The sequence below is a fragment of the Variovorax sp. UMC13 genome (genome assembly GCF_014170375.1).
GTDB lineage: Bacteria > Pseudomonadota > Gammaproteobacteria > Burkholderiales > Burkholderiaceae_C > Variovorax.
In genome coordinates this window covers 26,007-51,163 of record NZ_LZZW01000031.1, presented here as the reverse complement: position 1 = coordinate 51,163, position 25,157 = coordinate 26,007, and the positions used below count along the sequence as shown (strand labels likewise).

Here is a 25,157-nt window from a genome sequence, read left to right as displayed (position 1 = left end):
CCAGTGCCGGCGTCATTCCTTCGTCTCGATGAGCCACCACACGGCACGCGGCAAGGTGCGGCCCGTGATGGGATGAATGTCGGTGAGGTCAGCGCGGGCCGTCCAGCCCGAAGGCGGATGGTAGCCGCGCACGTCGCCTGCGCCGTGCCAGCGGCGGGCGCGCACCGTGCCGGGGCCATAGATCGCCACCATGCGCGGGGGGGGGTCGTGGTATGGTTCATGGAGCTTCTCCTTCCTGCGAAGCGCCCCGGTTGAAGCCGGGGCGCTTGCCTTCGGCGCGGGTCAAGCGGCCAGCGCCACGGCGGGTTCATCCGCCATTGCCTCGGCATCCTGCGGGGCGTCCTGCTCCGGGCCTTCTTCCTGCGCGCTTTCCTGCGCTGCCTGCTGCGGGCCTTCGGCCTTGAAGATGGCGGGCATCCAGCCCGTGCCATCCGCCAGCCGTTCGGCCTCGCTGGCAATGTCGGCCTTCTTCAACTTCGCCAGCCGGGTGACGTGCTCCGGCGCGTACTCGCCCACGGCATCCAGAATCACGGCCTTGGAAACGTGCTTGAAGTAGCCTTCTGCGGTCGGCGTCCACCATGCGGCCATGTCGAAGCCCACGGCCTGCGCCAGTTCCCCGCCGGGCTGGCGCTGCGTGGTGCGAAGCGTTACCACGTCCACCGTGGAGGCCACGCATACCGCCAGCAGCCGCACCAGTTCATCTTGCGGCTTCGCCAGCAGCGCGGCGAACAGTTCGGCGCTGTCCTCCGGCAAGGCTTCGCCCACCACCTGTTGCAGTTCGCGCAGCGCCACGGCCGCAGGGGATTCCGGCCAGTCCGGGGCCATGCCTTCCAGCCGGTCTTGCACTTTCAGGCTTACTCCCAGCGGTAAGCCGTGGCCGTAGTGGCGTTCCTGCAAGACGGTCTGCACCATGCTATGCACCACAGCAGCCAACGCGGTTTGCGGATGCCGGGCGACTTCGATCTGCAGCGCGGCGGTACGGTGGGCGCTCAACCGCTGCGCCAGCCGATCGGACATGGCGGCGGTCTTGGGCTGCTCGTCGTCCTCAGTTTCGTTGCCGCTCTCGGCTTCGCCTTCCACGCTGCCGAAACCTTGGCGCAGCTTCTCCAGCGTGCGAAGTGCTTTCGCTTCCGCTTCGCGCAGCAGCCCACGATGAACCACGGCCTCACCGTTGCGGTCGATGGTGACGATGGCACCGGCTGCGGCCTTCACGCTCGGGGCATACCCTTGCAAACCATCTTCCATTGCCTGCAACTGCTCGCCCAAGGCTTCTCCTTCCTCCTGCAAGGCGTCTGCCTTGTCCTCGTCCTCGGCGTCCATTGCGGCATCCACCGCTTCGCCAGTTCGTGCATCTTGGCTTGCAGCTTTTCGATGCGCTGCGCCTCACGCTTGTTCGGCTCGCGCCGTTCCCTCGGCGCACGCTGAAAAGCGTGCAGATCGGTATGGGTCACGCCCGGCGTGGCATCCACCCATGCCCAACCCTCGGCGCGGACAGCGGCGGCGATGCCTGCCAGCCGGTCTTGCGCCAGCCGTTCCAACAGCGCGGCGTCGGCGAGATACACGCCCGTATCGCCTTCCGCGAACAGGTCACGGCGCACGCCACCGCCTGCGGCCTCGTAGGTGTCCAGCCCGACGAAGCGCACCAGCGGATGCCGGTAGGCGTCGATTTCCCGCTCGGTCAGGCGTTCGCGCAGCGCGGAGGGGCCGCGCTGCCATGTCGGCGCGTCGTAGAAGGCGCTTTCCTGCGCGGCGTGGTCGTCGGTGATGGACAGCGCCATCAACTGGTCAAGGCTCACGGCATCGGCCCGATAGTCGGCCATCAAGCGCGGCGAAACATTCGCCAGCTTCAAGCGGCGCTGCACCACCAGCGGCGTGACGGAGAAATCCGCCGCAATGTCCTCGATGGGGCGGCCTTCGGCCACCAGCGCCGCGAAGGCTTCAAACTGGTCTGCCGGGTGCATGGCTTCGCGCTGCACGTTCTCGGTGAGACTGGCGGTGCGGGCCGTGCCATCGGCCACCAGCAGGCAAGGCACCGCCCACTCCTTCGGGATGCGGTGTTTCTTCGCCAGCAGCTTGAGGGCTGCGAGGCGACGGCCACCGGCCACGACTTCGTAATGCTCGCCATCGGCGGATGCAATCACGATCAGATTTTGCAGCAAGCCCACGCGCTGAATGCTCGCGGCCAGTTCGTGGATGGACATGTGCGGGGTCTTGCGCACATTGCGACCCGTGGGGCGCAGCACCAGCCGCGACAGCGGAACCAGAATCAGGTTCTTGGTCGGGTCGGCGGCTTCCAGCGCAGGGGCTTGGATGGCACGGGCTTCGGTTTGGGTAACGGCGTTCATGGTGTATCTCCAGTCAAGTGAAACAAAGGAATGGAGGGGAACCGCCCCTCCGGCGGGGGAACGGCTCAAGCCTTGAGCTGGCGCATGCCATCGGCCAGCAGCCACAGGGCGCGATTGAGGCGCACATCGGAATCAATGCCCTGCACGGGGCGGGTGCGCTGGCGGCGTCCGTTGGCGCTGCGGCCATGCAATCCGCCCTTGGTCAAGTTCTCCTGCGTGCGGTTGAACACGCTCCACAGGTCGGGACGGCGGTCGTCGAACCGGCGCGGTATCAAGATTTGCGATTCGGTGATGGGCGCGGGCTTGTCCGGGTCGTCGTACTTGAGGGAAAGCGCGGCGCGGGCGAACACTTCGGATTCGCCATCGTCCAAGGTGATGCCGCGCATCAGGTCGCGGGATTCCTTCACGCGCTCGAAGCCGCTCAACACCTCGAAAGCGCCTTCGATAACGGAACCGGCCACGTCGCCTTTGTGGGGTACGCGCACGTCCGCCACGGTGTCGCCGCAAACAAGGCCATTGCTGCACACGAAACGGAACATTCCGGCCAGCATCTGATAGCTGCTGGTGCCGTCGTGCGAGTTCAGCAGCACGATTTCGTTAGCCTCTGCGCCGTTGATCTGGCTGGCGTGGCGCAGGCGAATCATGTGTTTGGTGTGTTCGCGCTTGCCTTCATCGCGCACGCGGGTCTGCGTCACCATGAAGGGCTGAAACCCCTCCTTGCGCAGCTCGGTCAGCACGGCTGCGGTGGGGATGTAGCTGTACCGCTCGGAACGGCTTTCATGTGGCGCGTCCGCGAAGATGGACGGGGCCACCCTACGAATCTGGTCATCGGACAGCGGGTAGTCGCTGCGCAATGCTGGGGAGTGGGAAGCGAAACGGGTTGCAAGCATGTCTTTCTCCTGACTTGGCTGTTGAAGAAACCGCACACCGGATTCCTAGATTCGGAGCCCAGCCTTTCGGCTGTTCGGTGCGGTCGGCACGAAGAACCCGGTTGGCCCTGTTGCCACCGTCTTTCCTGAGTTCATCGCCCGCGACGGTCAGGAGCGCGCGGACGGGGGCCGTCAAGGAGACAAGCGCAGGGTGGGTGCGGCCCGCAGGCGCAGCCGAGGACACGGCCCTGCGCGCCTTGACGGCACACGGGCGCGGGCTACAGTCGCGGACAAGGTGATGAGGTCAGGGAAGACGGCTGGACATGGCAACGGCCCTCTACATGCCGACCGCACGGCAAGCGAAGCGCGCAGGCCCGAAGCTGGAAGCCGGGCCGGAGGCGTCAGCCGAGCGGAGCGAGGGAACGATGGAAGCCCGTCAGGGGGCGAGATGCCGCAGGCGGCTCGATGCGCTACGCGCACGACAGCGCGACCGGCCATCTCCCAGGTGGCCGGGGACGCCCGGACTTCAAAGACGAAGGAACGACAGAATCAGGACGAGCACACGCAAGGCATCGTGGGCCTGATGCGGCTGCTGTCTGGCCGATCCGGCGCAGCCGGGTCGGCGGTGTTCAGGGGCGCCAAGCCTGCGCGGCGGGGATAGCCCGCAGGGCTTTCCCCTGGAGGCAAGCGAAGCGCGCAGCGCCTCGCCAGGGGCGCGAAGGCACCGGCACCAGGCGTAGCAGAAAAAAAGTGCGTCGCTCCCGAAGGAATGACGCACCGAAGGCAGCACGGCGAGATCAGTTCGCCGCTGGCGCCGTCATTGACTGCAAGTGGTCGATCACGCCAGGCTCCACGAACACGCAGGCCTGCTCATCCGCGATCGGCACATTGAACACCTGGGCGAACACTGTGCGCCGCAGATGGGCCAGCCGCCCCGTCCGGTACGCCTGCTCGGGCTTCATGCGCCCGTCGGCCTGCGAGCCGCTGCGCTGCGGATCACATTCGACCAATGCGACAAAGCCGTCATCGGCCAGCTTCTGGTGCTCGGGACACAGCCCCCAGCCCGTCTTCGTGTGATGCTCCATGCTCGCGCGCAGGCGGCGGTCCAACAGGATGCTGCCCGTCTCGAAGGCCGCGCCGCAGACCAGGCAAATGTGCTGTTCGATGGAAACGTGTGATTTGTCGCTCATGATGAACTCCGGTTACTCGGGCGGAATTGCCCGGAACCGTCGCCAGCACGGCGCAGCGCAAGCGGTCAAAGATCGAAGACGGCCACCAGGCCGCAAGCGTGCAAGCACGCGCAGTCATTGACGGCGAGAACGCCGTGATACGGTGAAGGGAACAGCAAGACCGCCCACACCCCGCCCCCTACACATGCCTGCCTTTGGCAAGCGAAGCGCGCAGGCCCGAGAGGGCCGGAGGCGTCAGGGATCAAAGCCGAATGGCCGCGACTCGGAACGAGGCGCGGGGCGCAGCCCGCGAGCCCGACGGCGGTACGCCGAGACGCCATCAACGGTTTGCCGTGCCCCAGCCATCACTCAGCTACACCAAAAATTTAGAGATAAATATTTCAATATCTGTAGCGTATGATTCATTGGATGTGGTCCATCCTGATCGTCACGCTCCCCACCCAGCCCAACGCCGTGCGCCTGCGCATCTGGCGCGCCCTCAAGGCGCTGGGCTGCGCCGCCCTGCGCGATGGCGCCTACCTGCTGCCCGATAAACACGCGGCGGCGCTGGAGTCCCTGGCCACCGAGGTCCGGGAGCACGGCGGCACGGCCTCTGTCCTGATCCTGTCGCCGCGCGACGAGGCGCAACGCGCCGAGGTGCTGGCCCAGTTCGACCGGACCGAGGCCTACGCGCAATGGCGCGACACTGCCACAGCGCTCCAGGCCGAACTCGAGAAGCTGGGCGAAACCGAGACACGGCGCCGCCTGCGCGGCGTGGCGGATGCCCTGCAGACGCTGCGACGCATCGACTACTACCCCGGCCCCGCCGCGCAGCAGGCCGACTCGGACCTCCTGGCGCTGCGGCGCGCTTTCGACAACCATTTCTCCAAGGGCGAGCCACAGCCGCGCGCCGACGATGGCATCGAGCGGCTCGACCCCGCCAAGTTCAAAGGCAAGGCCTGGGCGACCCGGGCAAGGCCCTGGGTGGACCGGCTGGCCTGCGCCTGGCTGGTCCGGCGCTTCATCGATCCCAAGGCCAAGTTCACCTGGCTGAGCGATGCCAGGAAGGCGCCGCGCGGCGTCATCGGCTTCGACTACGACGGCGCCCGCTTCACCCACGTCGGCGCACGCGTGACCTTCGAGGTGATGGCCGCGAGCTTCGGCCTGGACGCTGATCCGAAGCTGCAGCGCATCGCCGGGGCCGTGCATTACCTCGACGTCGGCGGCATTCCCGTGGCCGAAGCGGCTGGGCTGGAAGCCGTGCTCGACGGCCTGCGCGAAGTGCATGCCGACGACGATCGACTGGTCCTCGCCGCATCCGCGGTCTTCGATGCGCTCTACGCGGCGCCGGGAGCCTCTTCATGAGTGCCGTTCTCCAACGCCCGCAGCAGCAAGATGCAGCGCCCGCGCCCGTGAGTTTTCGGGAGGCCTTCTGGTTCTGGCTCAAGCTCGGCTTCATCAGCTTCGGCGGGCCGGCCGGGCAGATCGCGATCATGCACACCGAACTGGTGGAGCAGCGGCGCTGGATCAGCGAGAAGCGCTTCCTGCATGCGCTGAACTACTGCATGCTGCTGCCCGGCCCGGAGGCGCAGCAGCTCGCCACCTACATCGGCTGGCTGATGCACCGCACCTGGGGCGGCATCGTGGCCGGCGCACTGTTCGTGCTGCCCTCGCTGTTCATCCTGATCGCGCTGTCGTGGATCTACCTGCGCTTTGGCGACGTGCCGGTGGTGGCGGGCATCTTCTACGGCATCAAGCCGGCCGTCACGGCGCTGGTGCTGCATGCCGCGCACCGCATCGGCAGCCGGGCGCTCAAGAACGGCTGGATGTGGGGCATCGCGGCGCTGGCCTTCGTTGCGATCTTCGCTTTCGGCACACCCTTCCCGGCAATCGTCCTGGCCGCCGCGTTGATCGGCTACTTCGGTGCCCGTTGGGCGCCGGGCGTGTTCGCACTCGGCGGCGGCCATGGCGGTGCCCAGCAAGGCTATGGCCCGGCCCTGATCGACGACGACACGCCGACGCCGGCGCACGCGCGCTTCTCGCGCAGCCACCTGGCCAAGGTTCTCGCCGCCGGGTTGGGGCTGTGGGCGCTCGCGATGGGTACGCTCGTCGCGGTACAGGGGCTGCAGGGCACGCTGACCCAGATGGGCTGGTTCTTCACCAAGGCCGCACTGATGACCTTCGGCGGCGCCTACGCGGTGCTGCCCTACGTGTACCAGGGCGCGGTGGAGCATCACCAGTGGCTCTCGGGCGCGCAGATGATCGACGGTCTGGCCTTGGGCGAGACCACCCCGGGGCCGCTGATCATGGTGGTGGCCTTCGTCGGCTTCGTCGGCGGCTGGCTCAAGCAGGTGCTTGGCCCCGATGCGCTGTTTCTCGGCGGCGCACTGGCCGCTGCCGTGGTGACCTTCTTCACCTTCCTGCCGTCCTTCGTCTTCATCCTGGCGGGCGGCCCGGCCATCGAGGCCACGCACGGCAAACTCGGCTTCACCGCACCGCTGTCGGCGATCACGGCGGCCGTCGTGGGCGTGATCCTCAACCTGGCGTTGTTCTTCGCGTACCACGTGTTGTGGCCTCAGGGCTTCAGCGGCGCATTCGACTGGCTTTCGGCCCTGATCGCACTGGGCGCCGCGGTGGCCCTGTTCCGTTTCAAGCTGGGCGTGATGCCACTGCTGGGTGCGTGCGCAGTGATCGGCCTCGCGGCCACCTTGGCGCGTCCGCTGGTAGCTTGAGCCCTATGTGGCGGCCAAACGGGCGCTTGAGCGTGCACCGAGACATGCTTTCGCATTTCGATCCAGCCCGTTCAAGGTCATTCTGAGCAAATGTCAGTGCTCGTGTCGATGGTGCGCATCCGGCACATGCGGGTGCACATGCACCATCGGCTCGTGTACGTGGGCATGGCTGTGCGTGCCTACAGGCATGGGATCGTGCGCGTGGTCATGGTGGCCGTCGCCGTGGCTGTGTGCGTGCTCGTGTTCCAGCCGCTCATGTGCATGCTCGTGTCCGTGCGACTCCGCCAGGTGCAGCACTACCCCCAGCACCATCAGCAGGCCCCCCACCGCCATGATCCACGTGCCGCTGCGGTCTCCCAGGGCCATGGCGATCGCGGCGCCGATGAAGGGTGCAAACGCAAACACCGACCCCGTGCGCGCCGCGCCGAAGGCCCGCTGGGCCAGCAGGTAAAAGCGCAGGCTCAGGCCGTAGCCCGTGGCACCCACGGCCATCAGGCTCAGGGCCGCGCCCAGCGTCGGCAACGGATCCCCCGCCAAAACGGCCAGTAGGGCCGTGGCCGAAGTCCCCAGGACGGCCTTGCCCAGCACCACCTGGCCGGGATCACGCTCGGCCAGCGCGCGCGACAAGGTGTTGTCCGTGCCCCAGGCCATCGTGGCGACGAGCACGGCGAGCAACCCCCAAAGCTGGCTGCCGCCCTCGCGCCCCTGATCGAGCACCAGGGCCAGGCCTCCGGCCAGCAGCAGGAGCATGGCGGCCCAGACACGCCGGTCCATGGTCTCGCCATACAGCAGCCGTGCCAGCAACGCGGTGAACAGGGCTTCGAGGGTCAGCATCAGCGAAGCGCCTGTGCCGCTGGTGTGCTGCAAACCCCAGGCCAGCGCGACCGGCCCCAGGACCGCCCCAAAGGCGGCCATGGCCAGCAGGCGCGGAAAGTCGCCGCGCACCAGCCGCGCTTCCTTGTCCACCCGCTGACGCGAGAGCAGGCCAACGATGGCTGCGCCTGCGTAAAGCAGCGCCGCCGTCGAGAACGCACCCACGCCCGCGCCGATGCGCTGCACCAGCGGCGTACTGATGCCAAACAGGGCTGCGGCCAGCAAGGCCAACAGGCCGCCCCGCAGGGCGGGCCAAGGCATGGAAGCGTGTTTCATGGTGCGCCAGCGTACCCTTGGTGCGTTACTTGACCGTAAAGCGAACGGTCACGGTCTTCTTGTCGGCGGTCTGCAACGCAGCCACAGCCTTGGCACCCTTGCCCAGCTTCACGCCCTTGGCCTCCAGCTTGTTGCCACCGGCGGGTTTGAGGTCGGCCTCGGACTTGTCCGCACCATTGAGCACGGTCAGCTTGCCACTCACGCCGGCGGTGTCGTAGTCCTTGCCGTGGTCGATGACATACAGCGTCGCGCCATCGGCGGCGGCCACCAGCTCGAACGACAGGTCGCTGGCGGTTCGCACGATGCCGCCATGCTGTGGCTTGGCATCGCCATGCGCGAAGACAGTGGGAGCAGCCAGCAGAGAAGCCGCGCACAAGGCAGAAGCCGCCAGCAGGCGCAGGGAGGCAGGTTTGAAGTTCATCGGATCATCCTTTCAGGGTGCAGCGCGCTTGCAAAAAAGGCGGCGCCGCAAAGCCTTGTCGAAACAGCATTCAGGCGGGGTGTGCGTCACCCCGCATCAGTACGCCTCCTGCGGCACTGGCACCTGGCCTGCGGCCTCCGGCTCCGCCTGCAGCAGCCGCTCGGTGGGCTTGCGACCCAGCAGCCAATACAGCACGGGCGTGAGCAACGTATCCAGCACGGTCGAGCTGACCAGCCCACCGAAGATCACCACCGCCACCGGGTGCAGGATTTCCTTGCCGGGCGCATCGGCGGCCAGCAGCAGCGGCGTCAGCGCAAAGGCGGCCACCAAGGCCGTCATCAGCACCGGCGTCAGCCGCTCCAGCGAGCCGCGCACGATCATCGGCATGCCAAAGGTCTCCCCCTCGAACTTGCACAGATTGATGTAGTGGCTGATCTTCAGGATGCCGTTGCGCGTGGCGATGCCCGCCAGGGTGATGAAGCCCACCATCGAGGCCACAGACAGGCTCACGCCCGCGATCCACATCGCCACCACGCTGCCGATCAGCGCCAACGGGATGTTGGCCATCACGATGCCGGCCAGCACCGCCGAGCGGTAGCGCGCGTACAGCACCAGGAAGATCATCGCCAGCGAGACCAGCGACAACGCGCCGATCAACTGCGCCGCCTGCTCCTGGGCCTGGAACTGGCCCTCCAGGCTGATGAAGTAGCCCGGCGGCAACGGTGTCTCGCCGATGGCCTGGCGGATCTGCGCGACGATGGCGCTCATGTCGCGGCCATCGGTGTTGGCATAGACCACGATGCGCCGGCGTCCGTTCTCGCGGCCGATCTGGTTGGGGCCGTCTTCTTCCGCCACCGTGGCGAAGGCAGAGACCGGCAGACGCCCGGCTGGCGTGTCGATCAGCGTGGCGGCCAGGTCCTGCGGGCTGCGCCGCTGGTCGGGCAGCCGCAGCACCAGGTCGTAGCGGCGCGGGCCGTCCACGATCTCGGCGCTGTGCGCACCGTCGGTCAGCGCTTTCAGCAGCCGCACCGCCTCGCCAGGCGCCAGGCCCGTCTGCGCCAGCTTGCGCGGGTCGATGCGCACGGTGATCTGCGGGATCAGCACCTGCTTTTCTACCGTGAGGTCCACCAGGCCCGGAATGCCGGCCAGGCGGCCGCGCAACTGCTCGGCCAGCCCCCGCAGCGCATCCGTGTCATCGCCGAAGACCTTGAGCGCGATCTGCGCCCGCACGCCCGAGAGCAAATGATCCAGGCGGTGCGAGATCGGCTGGCCGATGGTGGCCTGCGCGGGCAGCAGGGCCAGGCGTTCGCGGATGTGGGCCATGATGGCCTCGCGGCTGCGCGCCGAGGGCTTGAGGTCCACGTCGATCTCGGCCGCATGCACGCCCTCGGCATGCTCGTCCAGCTCGGCGCGGCCGGTGCGCCGGCCCACCTGCCGCACTTCGGGCACCTCGGCGATCAGCCGCTCGGCCTCGGCGCCGATGCGGTTGGCCTGTTCCAGCGAGGTGCCCGGAGAGAGCACGAGCCCGAGAACCAGCGAACCCTCGTTGAACGCGGGCAGGAAAGCGCGCGGGAAGAACGGCACGCTGGCCCCAGCCAGCAGCACCGCCACGGCAGCGCAAGCCACCAGCGCCCTCGCCCGTGGGAAAGACCAAGCCAGCACCCTCGTATCCAGTCGCTTGAGCCACGCGACCAGCGGGCTGTCGCCGTGGTCGATGCGTTTCATGCGCGGCAGCAGGTAGTAGGCCAGTACCGGCGTCACCGTCATCGACACCAGCATGGAGGCCAGGATGGAGACGATGTAGGCCACGCCCAGCGGCGCGAACAAGCGCCCCTCGATGCCCGGCAGCGCGAACAGCGGCACAAACACCAGCACCACGACCAGCGTGGCGTAAACGATGCCCGAGCGCACCTCCACGCTGGCGCGGCGCACCACCTCCAGCACCGACAGCGGATCGTCCGCCGCGCGGTTTTGCTTGAGGCGGCGCAGGATGTTCTCCACGTCCACCACGGCGTCGTCCACCAGTTCGCCGATGGCGATGGCCAGCCCGCCCAGCGTCATCACGTTGATCGACAGGCCAAAGGCGCGGAAGGCCAGCGCCGCCACCGCCAGCGACAGCGGGATGGCCAGCAGCGAGATCAGCGTGGTGCGCGCCGACAGCAGGAAAGCGAACAGGATGACCGCGACCATCACAGCGCCGTCGCGCAGCGCCTCGCCCACGTTGCCCACCGAGGCCCGGATGAAGTCGGCTTGGCGGAATAGCACCTGCGGCTGGGCCAGGCCTTTGGGCAGGCCGGGCACCAGCTCCTGCAGCGCCGCCTCCACGGCAGCGGTGAGCTTCACGGTGTCGGCGCCGGGCTGCTTCTGCACGCTGGCGATCACGGCGGGGCCGCCGTTGTAGCCGCCATCGCCGCGCTTGAGGCCCGGCGCGAAGCCGACCTGCGCCACCTGCTCCAGCAGCACGGGGCGGCCGTCCTTCCAGGCGACGGCCACGCCGGCCAGGTCACCGCCCAGCGCATCACGGTCGGCCGTGCGGCCGACGTGGCGGATCAGGTACTCGCGCCCGTTCAGGTCGATGAAGCCGCCACCCGCATTGGAGGCATAACCCTTCATGGCCTGCTCCACCTGGTTGAGCGAGACGCCGAACTGCGCCATGCGCGCCGTGTCCGGTGCGACGCGCAGCGTGCGCACGTCACCGCCGATCGGAATCACCTGCGACACACCGGGAATGGACAGCAGGCGCGGGCGCAGCACGAAGTCCGCGTACTCGCGCGCCTGCATGGGCGAAGCGCCGTCCTGGGCCTGCGCGGTGATCGGCAGCGCGATCAGCATGATCTCGCCCATGATCGAGGACACGGGTCCCATCGACGGCTCGATGCCGGCGGGCAACTGCGCGCGCGCCAGCGCCAGGCGCTCGGCGACGAGCTGACGGTTGCGGTAGATGTCGGTGCCCCAGTCGAACTCGGCATAGACGATGGACAGGCCCACGCCGGACATCGAGCGCACGCGGGTGACGCCCGGCATGCCGTTGAGCGCGGTCTCCAGCGGGAAGGTGACGAGCTGCTCCACCTCCTGCGGCGCCATGCCGCCGGCCTCCGTCAGCACGGTGACCAGGGGCTTGTCCAGGTTGGGGAACACGTCCACGGGGGTGCGCCAAGCGCTGACGGCGCCCCACACCAGCAGAAAAGCCGCGACGGCGAGCACGAACAGGCGATTGCGCAGGCTGCTGCGCACGATCCAGTTGAACATGGCGTGCTCCTCAGCGGATCTGCGCCAGCAGCGCGGTGCCTTCGACCACGACGCGGTTGTCCGCGCCCAGCCCTTGCACCACGACCACCGTGGCCGCGTCCAGCGTGCGCACGCGCACCGGCTGCGGGATGTAGCGCTCCGCGCCCGACTTGATCCACACCACCTGCTCGTTGGCGGCATTGCGCACCACGGCCTGAGCGGGCAGCGTGAAGCCTTCGATGCGCTCGGCAAGCTGGGCAATCAGCGTCACGGGCTGGCCCACCGCGAGCGGCAGGGCTTGCCCTGCGCCAGCGGCTTGCAGGCGGAAGTTGACCGGCATCACGCCGTCGCGCAGCGCGCCACCCGCACCCACCAGTTGCAGGCGTGCGCCGGGCGCCTCGCGCAGCGAAGCGCCGGCCATGCGGGCCGGCAGCGCCGCGTCCGCGGTCGAGGCCTCGACCATCAGCCGGGAGGGATCGACAATCTCGAACAACAGTTCGCGGTCATCGGCCACCTGGCCGGCCACCGCCTGCGCACGGGCGATCACGCCCGAGACCGGGGCCACCAGTGCTTCGCGTGCGCCCAGGCTGGCGCCAATGCTTTTTTCTCGTGCGGACAGGCTTTGCAACTCGGCTTTCGCGGCCTCGATGTCCTTGCGCGGCACCGTGCCTTCCAGCGACTGCAGGCGTTCAACGCGCTGGGCGGCAAGCTGGCGGCTGCTGCGCAGTTCGGCCAGTTGCGCTTCCTGGTTGGCCTGGGCATAGGGTTCGGCATGGTGGCGAACATAGGCCAGCACCTCGCCTTTTCGCACTGCCTGTCCGGCGACGGGCAGGCCATGTGGGCCGGCCTCGACGCGGCCGCCATGCACCGCCTGCACGCGACCACCGGCATTCGGGTCCATCACCACGCGGCCCGCCAGCTCCACCGTGGCCTGTGCCTGCGAAGCGGCCACGATCTGCGTACGGATGCCCATGCGCCGCTGCGCGAGCATCGGCACGTTGACGCTGCCGTCGGGCAGGCGCATCAGCCCGTTGACATTCACAGCCTGCGGCGCATCGAGGTGTTCGCCGTTGGGGCCATGCGCGCCAGGGGCCGACCAGGCATTCCCAGCCGCCAGCATGTGGATGGCCGTCACAAGAATCGACACAGAAATCAGACGGGTGTTCATTGGGCGCCTCCTTGGGCTTTGCGGGAACGGCGGGTCCTCCAGGCGCTGGCCGCTGCCAACAACAGCATCACGAGCACGACCCAAACCACGTTGGAGATGCCGTGCCCGTCGCTGTGTCCAGCGCCATCGTGTGCATGTCCGTGGTCATCGCCACTGGCCGTGGTTGCCGGGCCTGTTTGCAGCGTCCCTTCCAGCAGGTCCGACTCCTCGCCGGCCAGGATCGTGACCACCAGCGGATGCGACCCCGGGGCCTTCAGCGCCTTGAGGAAAGCCGGGTCATCGACGGCGTAGTCGCCCATGTCCTCGTGGAACTTGGCGGTCGCCTTCGCCGTGCCGGATTCAACCTCGACCTGGGCTTTGAGCACCGGCTCGTTGGTCTCGAAGCGGTTGATGAGCATCGACAGCTCATCGCCCCGGAGGTGGGCGACCAGCTCGAAACTCTCGGAGCGGGCCTCCATGCGCGGCGCGGTGCTGGCGCTGCCTGCCGCCGCCGTGGGAGTGTCCAGGTGTTCGCCATTGGGGCCATGGGCGCCGGGCGCAGCCCAGGTACCCGCGCTGGAAAGAATCAGCAGGAAGGCCACCGCGGCGCCGGACAGCCATTGCTGCCAGCCATCGGACCACGAGCCACGTCGGGAAAGGGATAGGGAATTCATGGAAGGAGTCCGAGGGTTTGTTGCAGTTGGGCCTGGCTCAGGCCCAGCGCCGCTTGTTGGCGGGCCAGGGCGGCATCCGCCTGTGCGGCGGCATTGGCTGCGCGCAGCAGCTCGGGCAGCGGTGTTTCTCCAGCCTGGAACGATTTGTCGATGAGCTGGGTGCGCTCGCGCAGCAGCGCGGCGCGGTCGCGGGCGTCTTCGAGTTGGCGGGCAGCGTTGCGCATGGCCGAGCGGGCCAGGCCGAGGTCGGCTTCCTGGCGCTCGCGCAGTCGCAGTTCGGTGGTTTCAGCGACATCCAGTTCGCCCAGGGCAGCGGCTTGCAGCGGCGCATTGCGGCCATCGGTGCCAAAGGGGATGCGCACGCCAATGCCGATGCTGCGCTGAGTCGTCTGGCCGGTGCCCGGCGATTCTTCACGGTAGCGCAGCAGCAGCTCGGGCGGATCACGCCGGGATGTGTTGACCACGCCCACCCGCTTGCGCGCCCGTTCCACGGCCTGCGCGGCCAGTCGCAGTTCGGGGTGCACGTCACTGGTCGCAACGTCGAGTCCCGCCGATGGCGTGGATGGAGGTGCCATCTCCGGCATGGCCTCCAGGCCGGTCAGATTGCGCCACTGCGCCTGCGCACCCTGGCGCTTCTGGCGCACCTCGCCCGCCAGGGATTGGGCATCCAGCAGCTCGGCCCGCGCCGCCAGGGCATCGGCGCGCGCCAGGTCGCCGGCGCGGACACGGCGCTGCACGTCGTCGGACAGGCGCTGCAGGTATTGCACCTGGGCTTCGGCCGCATCGGCTTCGGCCTGGGCCGCCGACCAGCGCCAGGCCGCCTCGCGCACCAGGCCCGCCACCCGCAGGCGCGCGGCCTGGGTTTGCGCATCGGCAAGCTGGAGTTCGGCGCCAGCCGCAGCGGAACGTGCGTCGCGCTGACCAGGCAACCACAGCGGCAATGCGACGCCGATCTCGTTCTCGCGCCGCCCGACGTTGGTTTGCCAGCGGTCATTGCGGTGGTTGAGTTCGAGCGCCGGTGGCGCGGCCCAGAGGCTGGAGGCGGCGGTCTGCTCGGCCTGGGCGCGCCGGCCCTGGGCCTGAACTTCGCGTGCCTGCACGGCGCGCTGCCATGCGGCCTCCACGGCTTCGGCCAGGGTGACTCGGAGGTTGTCAGCCGGAGGGGCTGGGAGAGTTGGCGAAGGGGTTTGCGCGGCGGCGGGCAAGGCGCCCCCCACAGCCGCACAGCCTGCGATGGCGCAGGCCACGAACCAAGGAACGGGTTTCACGAAAGTCCTGACTCATTCGATGGCGATCCACAGGCACGCGATGCCTGCCCACATGGACATGCGCGGGCGGGCAAAGAGATGAGGGAATCGCCGGCTTGAAAACAGCCCGGCCGCGCGGGGAGCGCAGCGGGGGGAGGAGTTTTCAGAAGGTCAGGACAGCCGGGGGGGTCTTCGCGGGCCGTCGAGCACAGGCGGCGGCAGTGGCCATTCGTCCATCATGGGCGGACGCGCGGAACCGGTGGGAATGAGCGAGAAGGATGTGACAGCCCATAGGAAGGGGCTGCTCACGCCGCCATCGGCAACGACATGCTGCCGGGACTCGTCGGAGTCGTCCTGGACGACCGAGCCATCGTCATGGTGGTGGTGCGCCTCGCTCAGCGAGTGCATCGCCATATGCGCCACTTCGTGAACATCCGCGAATGCCGCAGCTTGCCCTCCTATGGCAAGGGACTGCCACAGCATGGAGAGTAACATCAGGGCAAGGGCGAACTTGCGGCGCATCATGCGATTCTAGTTTGCCAATGAATGCCAGAATGATTGAGGGGGAGGTGCATCGTCATGTGGTGGCCCGCTGCACCTCGACCGTGACATGCGACAGCTCGTGGATATGCGCCAGCAGCGCCTTGTAGTGCACGGGCTCCTTCGGTTCCCTGGCCATCAACGAAACGATGGCCGCGAAATGTCCCGGCCCCACCTGCCAGACATGCAGATCGGTGACATGGCTTCCGGTGGGCTCCATCGCCTCCCGAATCTCCTGCCGCACTTCCTGCCCCTCGGCGGCGGCGTCCAGCAGCACGCTGCCGGAGTCCTGGATCAGCCCCCATGACCAGCGGGCAATCACCAGCGCGCCAATCACGCCCATGAGCGGATCGGCCCAGAGCCAGCCATAGCTGCGGCCCAGCAGCAGCGCGACGATGGCCAGGATGGAGGTCAGGGCATCGGCCAGCACATGCACATAGGCCGCACGCAGGTTGTTGTCCCGTCCCTTGCCCGGCGCATGGTGATCGTCGTCGTGATCGTGGTGATGCCCATGCCCATGCCCATGCCCATGCGCATGACCGTGATGGGCATGGTGCGCGTGGTCATCCTTCAGCAGCCAGGCGCAGACCAGGTTGATGAGCAGCCCCACGACGGCCACGGCGATCGCCTGGTTGAAGTCGATCTGGATTGGCTGGGTCAGGCGCACCAGGCTTTCCCAGCCAATCAGCAAGGCGATCAGGGCCAGCACCACCGCGCTGGCAAATCCCGCCAAGTCTCCGAGCTTGCCCGTGCCGAAGGTGAAACGCGGATTGCCGGCATGCCGGCGCGCGAAACGGTAGGCCAGCGCGGTGATCAGCATCGCACCCGCATGGGTGGACATGTGCCAGCCGTCCGCCACCAACGCCATCGAGCCATAGACGGTGCCCGCAACGATTTCTACCAGCATCATGCTGGCCGTGAGCGCAATCACCAGCCATACCTTGCTCTCGTTGCGCTGGTGGTTAGCGCCGAGGAAGAAATGGTCGTGTGCGGGCGTGGTGGGGGCGTGGAGATTCATGGCTGAATTTCTGCAATGAGAGGCGCGGGCAACAAGGTCATTTCATGTAGGCCCGAATGACTTCGATCATTTCCTCGCCGCCCTGGTGGCGTTCCTTGTCGGTCGATGGCGCGATGACGTGCTCGCGCAGATGGTCTTCCATCACCTCCGCAGTCAGGCCGTTGACCGCGCCACGCACGGACGCGATCTGGCGCAGCACCTCGACACAGGCTGCATCTGCTTCCAGGGCGCGCTCGATGCCTTCAAGCTGACCCTTGATGCGGCGCACGCGCGCGATCAGCTTGGCTTTTTCTCGGGAAGTGTGGGACATGGCGAGGTCAGTCAATATAGCCTAGGGGGCTATATTACATTGACCATGCTCACCGCTGAGACGGGGTTTGGTCAAAACATGACCAGGCGGATGGGCTTCAAGGCAATTAGCGTCTGGCGGCACTGCGTGCCGGCACGCCCTGAGGCTCATTCAGTCATCACTGTTTTCTGACTCCGCTTGGCAGGAACAGATCGAATTTCCGAGACACTGTCTGGGAAATTGCCAACGCCGGGGATGTGGTTGCCAGCCCCGAAGACCTGGAAGGAAATTCGCCAGACAGTGTCTGGCGAATGGACTCAAGGGGCGTGAGCAATTGTCGTATCAGCGATACGACAATCTCCAACTCCATCCTGCGCCAGCAGGGCATCAAATGCCTGCACCACCTCCCGGCTGACAGCGCCTCCCGCGCACAGCGCAACCAGTTCACCCCGCAGGGATTCAATGATCGGGCTGCTCTCCATTCCACCGAGAGCTTGCGCTACCTGCTGCAGCACGCTTGGCAGTTCGGCGTGATCGCTGTCCGCTTCGATGCCTTGGATGACCTCCAGCGCCAGAGCCGGATCGCTGCGGTACAGCTCGGCCATTGCTTCACCATGGGGCCTGCTTCTTCTCATCTGCGCTCCATTGGCCCGGCTTGACTGCATCGCCGCACAGGCTCCACTCAATGTTGGGGAAGTTGGCCAACTCAAAAAATGAATCTCAGCCCGCCACCAGAATCCCCGGCGCATGCGCCCGCCGTGCAGGCTGCACCACGATCTTGACCTGCTGATCCAGCGACACCAGCGCCTGCATCAGCCGCTCCAGCGAGATGTTCTGGAGCTTGTAGCGGCGCACCTGCGACACCTTGGGCTGGGTCATGCCCGTGATCGCCGCCGCCTCGGTCTGGCTCAGACCGCGCTGGTCGATCAAGGTATTGAGCTTGAGCGCAAGCGCGGCCTTGGCCGTCAGTTCCTCGGCATCGTCAAAGCCTAGATCCATCAGCACGTTGTCGGTGCCTTGGGGATGCTCATTGCGAATCATCACTTTCTCCCGCTCGCCCCGTGACGGGCGAGCACTGCTTTCAGCCGCTTCTCGATCAACTCCACGTCCGGCTGCGGCGTGGCGATGCCGGACTTGGACTTCTTCTGGAACGCATGCAGCACATGCACCGCATCGCCCACCTTCACGGTGTAAACCGCCCGGAAGGTATCGCCCCGGTGGTCTTCCACAAGTTCGTACACGCCAGAGCCCAGCCCCTTCCAAGGCTTGGCCGAATCCGGCGTACTGCCCAACTGGACGATGAACAGCGCCACGCCCATGTCCTTCTGCACGTCGATGGGAAAGTCCTTGAAGTCCTTTTTCGAGGAGCCTTCCCAGTACAGCAGCTTTCGTTTCTGCTCCATGATTATATCCGTTCAGGTATAGATCGCAAGAGCCCGAATTGTCGTTTCAGCGGTACAACAATTCGGGCTAGCTGTTCAGGCGGTCGCTGCCTCGGCCGGCGCGCTGCGTCGAGTTCCTGCGATGGCCTGGCGCCGGTTTGCCACCAGCTCGGCCGCTGCGCGCACCGGCGCATCCTCGGTGTGGACGTAGCGCATGAACATGGCCACGGTCTTGTGCGCCGTCAGCGCCATTCCCACCTTGACCGGGATGCCCGAGTTAGCAATGTCGGTGGCCGAGCGGTGCCGAACGCCGTGCGTACCCACATGGGTCACGCCAGCGCGCTTGAGGATGCGCGTCCAGCCACCGTAATACTCGCCCGTGGTCATATGCTGTCCCGGATGGTTGGGGGACGGGAACACATGCGGGCAGCCATCCTGGCGCGGTGCGGTGGACAGCAGCCGGCAGGCTTCATCGCTCAAGGGCTTGGACATGCCGCCAGTCTTGCTGTCGGGCCAGACCACACGCCTGTTCTCCAAGTCCACCCAATCCCACTGCAGCGTGACGATCTCCGAGCGGCGGGCCGCAAACTCGAATTGCAGCCGGATCGCCAGCGGAAGAACCGCATGGTCTAGGCCCAGCCCGTCGGTTTCCAGAAAATCGAGATGCCGGAACAGCTTGCCCATTTCCTCATCGCTGATGAGGTGCGTGGCCTTGCCATCGGGGTAGGTCGGGACATGGCGGCACGGATTGGTGCCGTCAGGCCGGTAGCCCCACACCTCGGCCAAGTTGAACATCTTGCGCATCACGCTGAATGTGCGGTTCGCCTCGGCCGGCTTGTGCGCCATCTTCTTCATCGTTCCGGCCACATCTGGGCGCTTCACGTCCTGCACCTTCATGCGACCCAGCATCGGGATGATGTTGCGGTCGATGACGCCTTGGTAGCCGTCCTGCGTGCTGGGCTTGTTGCGCTGCTTGGAGTGATCCTCCATGAACTTCTCGCACAACTCCTTGACCGTGGGGGCCTTGCGCGCCGCTGCCTTGTCGGCGGCCGGGTCGCTGCCCCGGCGCACCTGCGCCAGCCACTCCTGCGCCAGCGAGCGGGCTTGCTCGACGGTCAGTTCCCCGAACAGGCCCAGGGCGGGCTTGCGCCGCTCACCGGCGTTCGTGCGGTACTGGAGCATGAACACCTTGCGGCCGGCTGGTGTAATCTTGCACAGGAAGCCGGGCACCAGCGTGTCCCGGAGTTCGACGGCCTGAGCCTGGGGTTGCGCCGCCTCAACAGCGGTCTTGGTGAGCTTGGTTTTCGCCATGATGACTCCTCGGAAAGACCCGTTTCCCAGGAGCCTCATAGGGGCCAGCAGAGGGGAAGCCGGGTCAGGTTTCGGAAAGCACCGGCATATGTTGAACTCGCCTAAGTTATTGATAAACCTGCTGTATCGGGCTTCGGCGTAGTCCAGCGAAGTTCGGTGCTGGAGTCATGGTGAAATGAAAAAACCCGCCAGCGGCGGGTTCCTTCATGGGAGAGCGGAGGGGTCGCCGGCCTTACTTGCCGGAAATGGCCGCCGTGGTTTCGGTCTGCGCTTCCTGGACCCGGCGGGCGCCGTCGAAGCGGCGTTGCCAGTAGCTGCCGTTCATGTCCTCGACCCGGACCTGGGCGCCGCTGCGCGGCGAATGGATGAACTTGCCTTCGCCGACATAGATGCCCACATGGCTGAAGGCGCGGCGCATGGTGTTGAAGAACACCAGGTCGCCGGGCTTGAGTTCGCTGCGGTCGATCTTCTCGGTGGCGGCGGCCTGTTCCTCGGCGCGGCGCGGCAGCAGGTGGCCGACGGTCTGGTTGTACATCGCGCGCACGAAGCCGCTGCAGTCGAAGCCGGTCTCGGCCGAGTTGCCGCCGCGGCGGTAGGGCACGCCCAGGAAGCCTACGGCCGTGACCACCAGGTCGGAGGTGCGGTCGACGACCGTCTGGCTGACGTGCTGGATGTGGCCCATCAGGCCCCTGTCCGTCAGCATGCGCTCCATGTCGTCCGAGCGGTCCTGCGGTGGGGCGGCGTGGGCCGCACTGGCCAACAGGAGGGAGGCGAGTAGGAGTGGAATTCGCATGGGCTCGTAGGATGGGGATGACAGCATGCGCCGTCAAATTCAGACGAAGTCGCGATTCTGCATGCAAATGGCTGTGGCGATTGGGGTTTTCGGCTTTTTTGACCGACAAAGATGTAACGATGGACGCTCCGGCGGCCCTTGTGCGGTCGGCAGTACCTCGAAGGTTTTCGTATTTTCGTGCAGCGCCCCAAGGAGTCCCTGATGCATCCGAAGCAAAAAATCCCGGCCCTGGGCCTGCTGTTCTGCCTGCTGGCGCTGGGCGCCACCGGGGCCCAGGCCCAGTCCGAGGTCCGGGCCGAGCGTGTGGCCGCCGGGCTGCAGAACCCCTGGGCCGTGGCCTTCCTGCCCGAGGGGCGCTTCCTGGTCACCGAAAAGGCCGGGCGGATGCGCGTGGTCGGCGCGGACGGCCAGGTCGGCGCGCCGCTGGCCGGGATGCCCGCCATCGCGGCCGGCGGGCAGGGCGGCCTGCTCGACGTGGTGACCGACAGCGGCTTCGCCGGCAACCGAACGGTCTATTTCTGCTTCTCCGAGCCCGAAGTCGGCGGCTCGGCCAACAGCACGGCGGTGGCGCGCGCGCAGCTGTCGGCCGACGGCGCCCGGCTCGAGGGCACGAAGGTGATCTTCAGCCAGCGGCCCAAGGTGGCGAGCAGCGCGCATTTCGGCTGCCGCATCGTCGAGGCCCGCGACGGCACGCTGTTCGTCACGCTGGGCGACCGCTTCAGCCGCAAGGAGGACGCGCAGAAACTGGACAACCACCTGGGCAAGGTGGTCCGGATCCAGAAGGACGGCATGGTGCCGCGCGACAACCCCTTCGTGAGCCGCGCGGGCGCGCTGCCCGAGATCTGGAGCTACGGCCACCGCAACGGCCAGGGCGCCACGCTGGCGCCCGACGGCCGCTTCTGGATGCACGAGCACGGCCCGCAGGGCGGCGACGAGATCAACGTGCCGCAGGCCGGCCGGAACCACGGCTGGCCCGTGATCACCTACGGCGAGAACTACGGTGGCGGCAAGATCGGCGACGGCCTGACGGCCAAGGAAGGCATGGAGCAGCCGCTGCACTACTGGGTGCCCTCGATCGCGCCCTCGGGCATGGCCTTCCTCACCAGCGACCGTTACGGCGCGGCGTGGAAGGGCAACCTGTTCGTCGGCTCGCTCAAGTTCGGCTACCTCGACCGCATCGAGCTCAAGGACGGCAAGGTGGTGGCCGAGCACAAGCTGCTGGAGGAGGGCCGGGCGCGCATCCGCGACGTGCGCCAGGGCCCCGATGGCTGGCTCTATGTGCTGACCGACGAGGCCGACGGCAAGCTGCTGCGCCTGCGGCCGCGCTGAGCCGCGGGCTCAGGGGGCGCAGCGCGGCAGCGGCAGGGCCGGCAGCAGCGCGGTCCAGAGCCGGCGCCACGGCGCCCAGTCGTGGCCACCCTCGGTGGTGCGCACATGGTCGGCCGGCAGCACCGCGGCCAGCAGGCCGTCGGGGGCCGCGAAGCGGTCGGCCCGGCCATAACCCAGCCACAGCGGCGGCATCGCATTCGTCGCGGGCGATGCGTAGCCCTGGAGCGCCGTCCACAAGGCCGTTTCGCGCCGCAGGCGGTCGTTGCCCGGTGGCACCGGCGCCGGCTGCCATTGGCGCAGGCCGCCGGCCTTCGCCACCTCCTCGGCCACCGCCGGCTCGCCCAGGTAGGGCGCGAGCGCCACCAGGCCGGCGATCTCGCCGGGCCGCTCCTGGGCATAGACCAGTCCGCCGAAGCCCCCCAGCGAGATGCCGACGAGCCAGATCGCGCGGTAGCCGCGGGCCCTCGCCGGCGCGATCACGTCCTGCCGCAGGCGTTCGACGAAGGTGCCTTTCTCGTAATAGCCCAGGTGCGCATCGACGCGCAGCACGTCGACCGCGAGCCGCTGGTCCTGCACCGCGCGCACGAAGCCCTCGCGCTGGAACTCGTCGGGGTGCGAGTACACGCCGGGCAGCAGCACGAGCAGCGTGTCGGGGCGCAGCGCGCAGCTGCTGGGGTCGCTCAGGGTGTAGAGCGGCGCATCGGCCGAGCGCAGGCTGGCGCAACCGGCCAGCAGGCCGAGGGCGAGGATCGTGGCGAGCGGGCGGAAGCGCTTCATGGAGGATGGAGCGGGGGGGTCTGTCGACACCCCCCGCGATACGGTCTAATTCTGCGCTGCACGGGCCGAAGTCGCCCGTCCTGTTTTTCCGAAGGATTCCCCATGCTGCTCGACGTCTCCCTTTCCCAACTCGTGCTGGTCGACTACCAGGCGCGCCTGATGCCCGCGATCTTCGAGGCCGATGCCACGGCCGCCAATGCGGTGCGCCTGGGCAAGATCGCGCAGTTGCTCGAGGTGCCGGTGTTCGGCACCGAGCAGAACCCGTCCAAGCTGGGCGAGAACCTGCCCGAGATCCGCGCGCTGTGCCAGCGCACGCTGGCCAAGATGCACTTCAGCGGCGTGGAGGAGGGCCTGGGCGAATGGCTGCGGCCGCCGGCCAAGCCGCCGCAAGGCAACGCGCGCAGCCTGCCCAAGCACCTGCAGAAGCCCGCGGGCGGCGCCCAGGAAGAGCGCAACACCATCGTGATCGCCGGCTGCGAGGCGCACGTGTGCCTCTTGCAGACCGCGCTCGACCTGCTCGAGGACGAGTTCGAGGTCTGGGTCGTGACCGATGCCTGCAGTTCGCGCACCGAGCGCAACCGCGACGCGGCCTTCGACCGGCTGGCCGGCGCCGGCGCCGAGCTCGTGACCACCGAGATGGTGGGCTTCGAATGGCTGCGCACGGCCGAGCATCCGGCCTTCCGCGACTATCAGGCGCTGATCCGCTGAGCGGGGGGCAGGGCGGGCGGGTGTCAGGCTGCCGAAAGCCCGCCGAACCATGATGAATTCAGCCCCGCACCATAAGCGGGGCGTCTCAGGAGACATACCGACATGCGTTCGTACAGCGACTTCTATCGCCGGTCCGTCGACGACAGCGAGGCCTTCTGGGCCGAGCAGGCGCGGCTGATCGACTGGCAGACCCCGCCGGAACAGATCCTCGATGCGAGCCGTCCGCCCTTCGCGCGCTGGTTCGTGGGCGGCACCACCAACCTGTGCCACAACGCGATCGACCGCCACCTCGACGCGCGCGGCGACCAGCCCGCGCTGATCTGCGTCTCGACCGAGACCGGCCTGGAGCGCAGCTACAGCTTCCGCGAGCTGCACGCCGAGGTGCAGCGCACCGCGGCCAGCCTGCTGGCGCTGGGTGTCAAGCGCGGCGACCGCGTGCTGATCTACATGCCCATGATCGCCGAGGCCACCTTCGCGATGCTGGCCTGCGCGCGCATCGGCGCGGTCCATTGCGTGGTCTTCGGCGGCTTCGCCAGCGGCTCGCTGGCCTCGCGCATCGAGGACGCCGAGCCGACCGTGATCGTGAGCGCCGACGCGGGCTCGCGCGGCGGCAAGGTGCTGGCGTACAAGCCGCTGCTCGACGAGGCGATCCGGCTGTCGAAGCACAAGCCCGCGGCCGTGCTGCTGGCCGACCGCGGCCTGGCCGCCATGGATCTGGTGGCCGGCCGCGACCACCTGATGCGTGACCTGGCAACGCAGCACCGCGACGCGCTCGTGCCCTGCGCCTGGCTCGAGTCGACCGAGATCAGCTACACCATCTACACCAGCGGCACCACCGGCAAGCCCAAGGGCGTGCAGCGCGACACCGGCGGCTACGCGGTCGCGCTGGCGGCCAGCATGCCGCACATCTTCGATGCCCGGGCGGGCGAGACCTACTTCTGCACCAGCGACATCGGCTGGGTGGTGGGCCACAGCTACATCGTCTACGGCCCGCTGATCGCGGGCATGGCCACCATCCTCTACGAAGGCCTGCCCACCCAGGGCCTGGACCGCCAGCCCGACGGCGGGATCTGGTGGCAGCTGGTCGAGAAGTACAAGGTGACGGTGATGTTCAGCGCGCCGACCGCGGTGCGCGTGCTCAAGAAGCAGGATCCGGCGCTGCTCAAGAAATACGACCTGTCGAGCCTGCGCGCGCTGTTCCTGGCCGGCGAGCCGCTCGACGAGCCCACCGGCCGTTGGATCGGCGAGGGCCTGGGCGTGCCGATCATCGACAACTACTGGCAGACCGAATCCGGCTGGCCGATCATCACCATCGCCAACGGCGTCGAGAAGAAGCCCGGCAAGCTGGGCAGCCCGGGCGTGCCCATGTACGGCTGGCGGGTGAAGATCCTCGACGAGTCGACCGGCGAGGAACTGACCACGCCCAATGAGAAGGGCGTGGTCGTGATCGAGGGGCCGACGCCGCCCGGCTTCATGCAGACCATCTGGCGCGACGACGCGCGCTTCGTCAACACCTACTGGAAGACCGTGCCCGGGAAAATGGTCTATTCGACCTTCGACTGGGGCATCCGCGACGCCGACGGCTATTTCTTCATCCTCGGTCGCACCGACGACGTGATCAACGTCGCGGGCCACCGGCTCGGCACGCGCGAGATCGAGGAGGCGATCTCGGGCCATGGCAACGTGGCCGAGGTGGCGGTGGTCGGCGTGGCCGACGCGCTCAAGGGCCAGGTGGCGGTCGCCTTCGTGGTGCCGCGCAATGCGGATGGCGTCGACGGCGCGGGCGCGCTGGCCCTCGAAGGGCAGATCATGCAGCGCGTGGCCGAGCAGCTTGGCGCTCTGGCCCGGCCGGCGCGTGTGCACTTCGTGACCGGCCTGCCCAAGACGCGCAGCGGCAAGCTGCTGCGGCGCGCGATCCAGGCCGTTTGCGAGGGGCGCGATGCGGGCGACCTCACGACCATCGACGATCCCGCCACGTTGCAGCGCATCCGTCAACTGCTGCGCCCCTAGAAGGGTTGCTCGGCGGCCA

At 67.6% G+C, this 25,157-nt stretch carries 23 protein-coding genes and 1 pseudogene; 5 read left to right on the top strand and 19 right to left on the bottom strand.

Annotated elements, in window-relative coordinates:
• Positions 1–12 precede the first annotated feature (12 nt).
• The 4 genes and pseudogenes from A9977_RS25210 to A9977_RS25195 all read right to left on the bottom strand — a co-directional run bounded on the left by A9977_RS25210 (position 13) and on the right by A9977_RS25195 (position 4,404).
• Positions 13–192 (bottom strand): hypothetical protein, encoded by a 180-nt coding sequence (locus A9977_RS25210; protein ID WP_043371977.1) that lies wholly within the window; start codon positions 190–192, stop codon positions 13–15.
• Between the two features lie 90 nt (positions 193–282).
• Positions 283–2,345 (bottom strand): annotated as a pseudogene (locus A9977_RS25205) (ParB N-terminal domain-containing protein).
• A gap of 65 nt (positions 2,346–2,410) precedes the next feature.
• The gene (locus A9977_RS25200; protein WP_043371975.1) at positions 2,411–3,235 is read right to left on the bottom strand and encodes a DUF932 domain-containing protein; all 825 of its coding nucleotides are present in this window, start codon (positions 3,233–3,235) and stop codon (positions 2,411–2,413) included.
• 776 nt (positions 3,236–4,011) lie between these two features.
• A complete protein-coding gene (locus A9977_RS25195) occupies positions 4,012–4,404 on the bottom strand; it encodes a hypothetical protein (RefSeq protein WP_043371971.1) in 393 nt (130 codons plus the stop codon).
• A 408-nt stretch (positions 4,405–4,812) separates the two neighbouring features.
• On the opposite strand from A9977_RS25195, the gene A9977_RS25190 reads away from it, so the two are divergent.
• Complete coding sequence (locus A9977_RS25190; RefSeq protein WP_043371969.1) at positions 4,813–5,748, top strand: chromate resistance protein ChrB domain-containing protein; 936 nt, start codon at positions 4,813–4,815, stop codon at positions 5,746–5,748.
• Entirely contained in the window at positions 5,745–7,115 is a 1,371-nt protein-coding gene (gene chrA, locus A9977_RS25185) for a chromate efflux transporter (RefSeq protein WP_043371967.1), read from the top strand. The genes A9977_RS25190 and chrA overlap by 4 nt, the downstream gene beginning before the upstream one ends.
• A gap of 93 nt (positions 7,116–7,208) precedes the next feature.
• Here chrA and A9977_RS25180 read toward each other — a convergent pair whose 3' ends face one another.
• The 14 genes from A9977_RS25180 to A9977_RS25115 all read right to left on the bottom strand — a co-directional run bounded on the left by A9977_RS25180 (position 7,209) and on the right by A9977_RS25115 (position 20,314).
• Positions 7,209–8,264, bottom strand: coding sequence for a DMT family transporter (locus A9977_RS25180; RefSeq protein ID WP_043371965.1), 1,056 nt, complete (start codon positions 8,262–8,264; stop codon positions 7,209–7,211).
• 25 nt (positions 8,265–8,289) lie between these two features.
• Positions 8,290–8,685, bottom strand: coding sequence for a hypothetical protein (locus A9977_RS25175; protein WP_179954928.1), 396 nt, complete (start codon positions 8,683–8,685; stop codon positions 8,290–8,292).
• A gap of 96 nt (positions 8,686–8,781) precedes the next feature.
• Positions 8,782–11,934, bottom strand: a complete 3,153-nt coding sequence (locus tag A9977_RS25170; RefSeq protein WP_043371962.1) for an efflux RND transporter permease subunit — start codon at positions 11,932–11,934, stop codon at positions 8,782–8,784.
• Between the two features lie 10 nt (positions 11,935–11,944).
• Entirely contained in the window at positions 11,945–13,081 is a 1,137-nt protein-coding gene (locus A9977_RS25165) for an efflux RND transporter periplasmic adaptor subunit (protein WP_043371960.1), read from the bottom strand.
• Positions 13,078–13,734 (bottom strand): hypothetical protein, encoded by a 657-nt coding sequence (locus tag A9977_RS25160; RefSeq protein WP_051962159.1) that lies wholly within the window; start codon positions 13,732–13,734, stop codon positions 13,078–13,080. Before A9977_RS25160 ends, A9977_RS25165 begins: the two co-directional genes overlap by 4 nt.
• Positions 13,731–14,858 carry a TolC family protein gene (locus A9977_RS25155; RefSeq protein WP_296781561.1) on the bottom strand — a complete coding sequence of 376 codons (1,128 nt, stop codon included), beginning with the start codon at positions 14,856–14,858 and terminating at the stop codon, positions 13,731–13,733. Before A9977_RS25155 ends, A9977_RS25160 begins: the two co-directional genes overlap by 4 nt.
• Before the next feature lie 294 nt (positions 14,859–15,152).
• Entirely contained in the window at positions 15,153–15,506 is a 354-nt protein-coding gene (locus A9977_RS25150) for a hypothetical protein (RefSeq protein WP_051962158.1), read from the bottom strand.
• Positions 15,507–15,558: 52 nt separating this feature from the next.
• Positions 15,559–16,539, bottom strand: coding sequence for a CDF family Co(II)/Ni(II) efflux transporter DmeF (dmeF, locus tag A9977_RS25145; protein ID WP_043371956.1), 981 nt, complete (start codon positions 16,537–16,539; stop codon positions 15,559–15,561).
• Between the two features lie 37 nt (positions 16,540–16,576).
• Complete coding sequence (locus tag A9977_RS25140; protein ID WP_043371954.1) at positions 16,577–16,849, bottom strand: metal/formaldehyde-sensitive transcriptional repressor; 273 nt, start codon at positions 16,847–16,849, stop codon at positions 16,577–16,579.
• A 296-nt stretch (positions 16,850–17,145) separates the two neighbouring features.
• Entirely contained in the window at positions 17,146–17,433 is a 288-nt protein-coding gene (locus A9977_RS34450) for a hypothetical protein (protein WP_310936192.1), read from the bottom strand.
• A 115-nt stretch (positions 17,434–17,548) separates the two neighbouring features.
• Entirely contained in the window at positions 17,549–17,869 is a 321-nt protein-coding gene (locus A9977_RS25130; protein WP_043371951.1) for a helix-turn-helix domain-containing protein, read from the bottom strand.
• The gene (locus A9977_RS25125; RefSeq protein WP_043371950.1) at positions 17,869–18,231 is read right to left on the bottom strand and encodes a type II toxin-antitoxin system RelE/ParE family toxin; all 363 of its coding nucleotides are present in this window, start codon (positions 18,229–18,231) and stop codon (positions 17,869–17,871) included. Before A9977_RS25125 ends, A9977_RS25130 begins: the two co-directional genes overlap by 1 nt.
• Positions 18,232–18,306: 75 nt before the next feature.
• Positions 18,307–19,521 carry a site-specific integrase gene (locus tag A9977_RS25120; RefSeq protein ID WP_043371948.1) on the bottom strand — a complete coding sequence of 405 codons (1,215 nt, stop codon included), beginning with the start codon at positions 19,519–19,521 and terminating at the stop codon, positions 18,307–18,309.
• Positions 19,522–19,753: 232 nt separating this feature from the next.
• Positions 19,754–20,314, bottom strand: coding sequence for a C40 family peptidase (locus tag A9977_RS25115; RefSeq protein WP_183027585.1), 561 nt, complete (start codon positions 20,312–20,314; stop codon positions 19,754–19,756).
• Positions 20,315–20,515: 201 nt separating this feature from the next.
• Between A9977_RS25115 and A9977_RS25110 the strand changes: the two genes are divergently transcribed.
• On the top strand, positions 20,516–21,643 hold the full coding sequence (locus A9977_RS25110; RefSeq protein WP_183027584.1) for a PQQ-dependent sugar dehydrogenase: 1,128 nt from the start codon (positions 20,516–20,518) through the stop codon (positions 21,641–21,643).
• A gap of 9 nt (positions 21,644–21,652) precedes the next feature.
• Here the strand turns inward: A9977_RS25110 and A9977_RS25105 are convergent, their stop codons facing one another.
• Positions 21,653–22,420, bottom strand: a complete 768-nt coding sequence (locus A9977_RS25105) for an alpha/beta fold hydrolase (RefSeq protein ID WP_183027583.1) — start codon at positions 22,418–22,420, stop codon at positions 21,653–21,655.
• 102 nt (positions 22,421–22,522) lie between these two features.
• Here A9977_RS25105 and A9977_RS25100 point away from each other — a divergent pair, with 102 nt between their 5' ends.
• Positions 22,523–23,128, top strand: a complete 606-nt coding sequence (locus A9977_RS25100; RefSeq protein ID WP_183027582.1) for an isochorismatase family protein — start codon at positions 22,523–22,525, stop codon at positions 23,126–23,128.
• 102 nt (positions 23,129–23,230) lie between these two features.
• Entirely contained in the window at positions 23,231–25,138 is a 1,908-nt protein-coding gene (locus tag A9977_RS25095) for a propionate--CoA ligase (RefSeq protein WP_183027581.1), read from the top strand.
• Positions 25,139–25,157 lie beyond the last annotated feature (19 nt).

What these genes read in the sequence shown, in the direction of transcription:
- A9977_RS25160 (WP_051962159.1), bottom strand. Translation starts at nt 13,734, where the DNA reads ATGAATTCCCTATCCCTTTCCCGACGTGGCTCGTGGTCCGATGGCTGG.
- chrA (WP_043371967.1), top strand. Translation starts at nt 5,745, where the DNA reads ATGAGTGCCGTTCTCCAACGCCCGCAGCAGCAAGATGCAGCGCCCGCG.
- A9977_RS25125 (WP_043371950.1), bottom strand. Translation starts at nt 18,231, where the DNA reads ATGGAGCAGAAACGAAAGCTGCTGTACTGGGAAGGCTCCTCGAAAAAG.
- A9977_RS25190 (WP_043371969.1), top strand. Translation starts at nt 4,813, where the DNA reads ATGTGGTCCATCCTGATCGTCACGCTCCCCACCCAGCCCAACGCCGTG.
- A9977_RS25130 (WP_043371951.1), bottom strand. Translation starts at nt 17,869, where the DNA reads ATGATTCGCAATGAGCATCCCCAAGGCACCGACAACGTGCTGATGGAT.
- A9977_RS25150 (WP_051962158.1), bottom strand. Translation starts at nt 15,506, where the DNA reads ATGATGCGCCGCAAGTTCGCCCTTGCCCTGATGTTACTCTCCATGCTG.
- A9977_RS25115 (WP_183027585.1), bottom strand. Translation starts at nt 20,314, where the DNA reads ATGCGAATTCCACTCCTACTCGCCTCCCTCCTGTTGGCCAGTGCGGCC.
- dmeF (WP_043371956.1), bottom strand. Translation starts at nt 16,539, where the DNA reads ATGAATCTCCACGCCCCCACCACGCCCGCACACGACCATTTCTTCCTC.
- A9977_RS25165 (WP_043371960.1), bottom strand. Translation starts at nt 13,081, where the DNA reads ATGAACACCCGTCTGATTTCTGTGTCGATTCTTGTGACGGCCATCCAC.
- A9977_RS25175 (WP_179954928.1), bottom strand. Translation starts at nt 8,685, where the DNA reads ATGAACTTCAAACCTGCCTCCCTGCGCCTGCTGGCGGCTTCTGCCTTG.
- A9977_RS25105 (WP_183027583.1), bottom strand. Translation starts at nt 22,420, where the DNA reads ATGAAGCGCTTCCGCCCGCTCGCCACGATCCTCGCCCTCGGCCTGCTG.
- A9977_RS25095 (WP_183027581.1), top strand. Translation starts at nt 23,231, where the DNA reads ATGCGTTCGTACAGCGACTTCTATCGCCGGTCCGTCGACGACAGCGAG.
- A9977_RS25110 (WP_183027584.1), top strand. Translation starts at nt 20,516, where the DNA reads ATGCATCCGAAGCAAAAAATCCCGGCCCTGGGCCTGCTGTTCTGCCTG.
- A9977_RS25120 (WP_043371948.1), bottom strand. Translation starts at nt 19,521, where the DNA reads ATGGCGAAAACCAAGCTCACCAAGACCGCTGTTGAGGCGGCGCAACCC.
- A9977_RS25180 (WP_043371965.1), bottom strand. Translation starts at nt 8,264, where the DNA reads ATGAAACACGCTTCCATGCCTTGGCCCGCCCTGCGGGGCGGCCTGTTG.
- A9977_RS25170 (WP_043371962.1), bottom strand. Translation starts at nt 11,934, where the DNA reads ATGTTCAACTGGATCGTGCGCAGCAGCCTGCGCAATCGCCTGTTCGTG.
- A9977_RS25200 (WP_043371975.1), bottom strand. Translation starts at nt 3,235, where the DNA reads ATGCTTGCAACCCGTTTCGCTTCCCACTCCCCAGCATTGCGCAGCGAC.
- A9977_RS25140 (WP_043371954.1), bottom strand. Translation starts at nt 16,849, where the DNA reads ATGTCCCACACTTCCCGAGAAAAAGCCAAGCTGATCGCGCGCGTGCGC.
- A9977_RS25195 (WP_043371971.1), bottom strand. Translation starts at nt 4,404, where the DNA reads ATGAGCGACAAATCACACGTTTCCATCGAACAGCACATTTGCCTGGTC.
- A9977_RS34450 (WP_310936192.1), bottom strand. Translation starts at nt 17,433, where the DNA reads ATGGCCGAGCTGTACCGCAGCGATCCGGCTCTGGCGCTGGAGGTCATC.
- A9977_RS25210 (WP_043371977.1), bottom strand. Translation starts at nt 192, where the DNA reads ATGGTGGCGATCTATGGCCCCGGCACGGTGCGCGCCCGCCGCTGGCAC.
- A9977_RS25100 (WP_183027582.1), top strand. Translation starts at nt 22,523, where the DNA reads ATGCTGCTCGACGTCTCCCTTTCCCAACTCGTGCTGGTCGACTACCAG.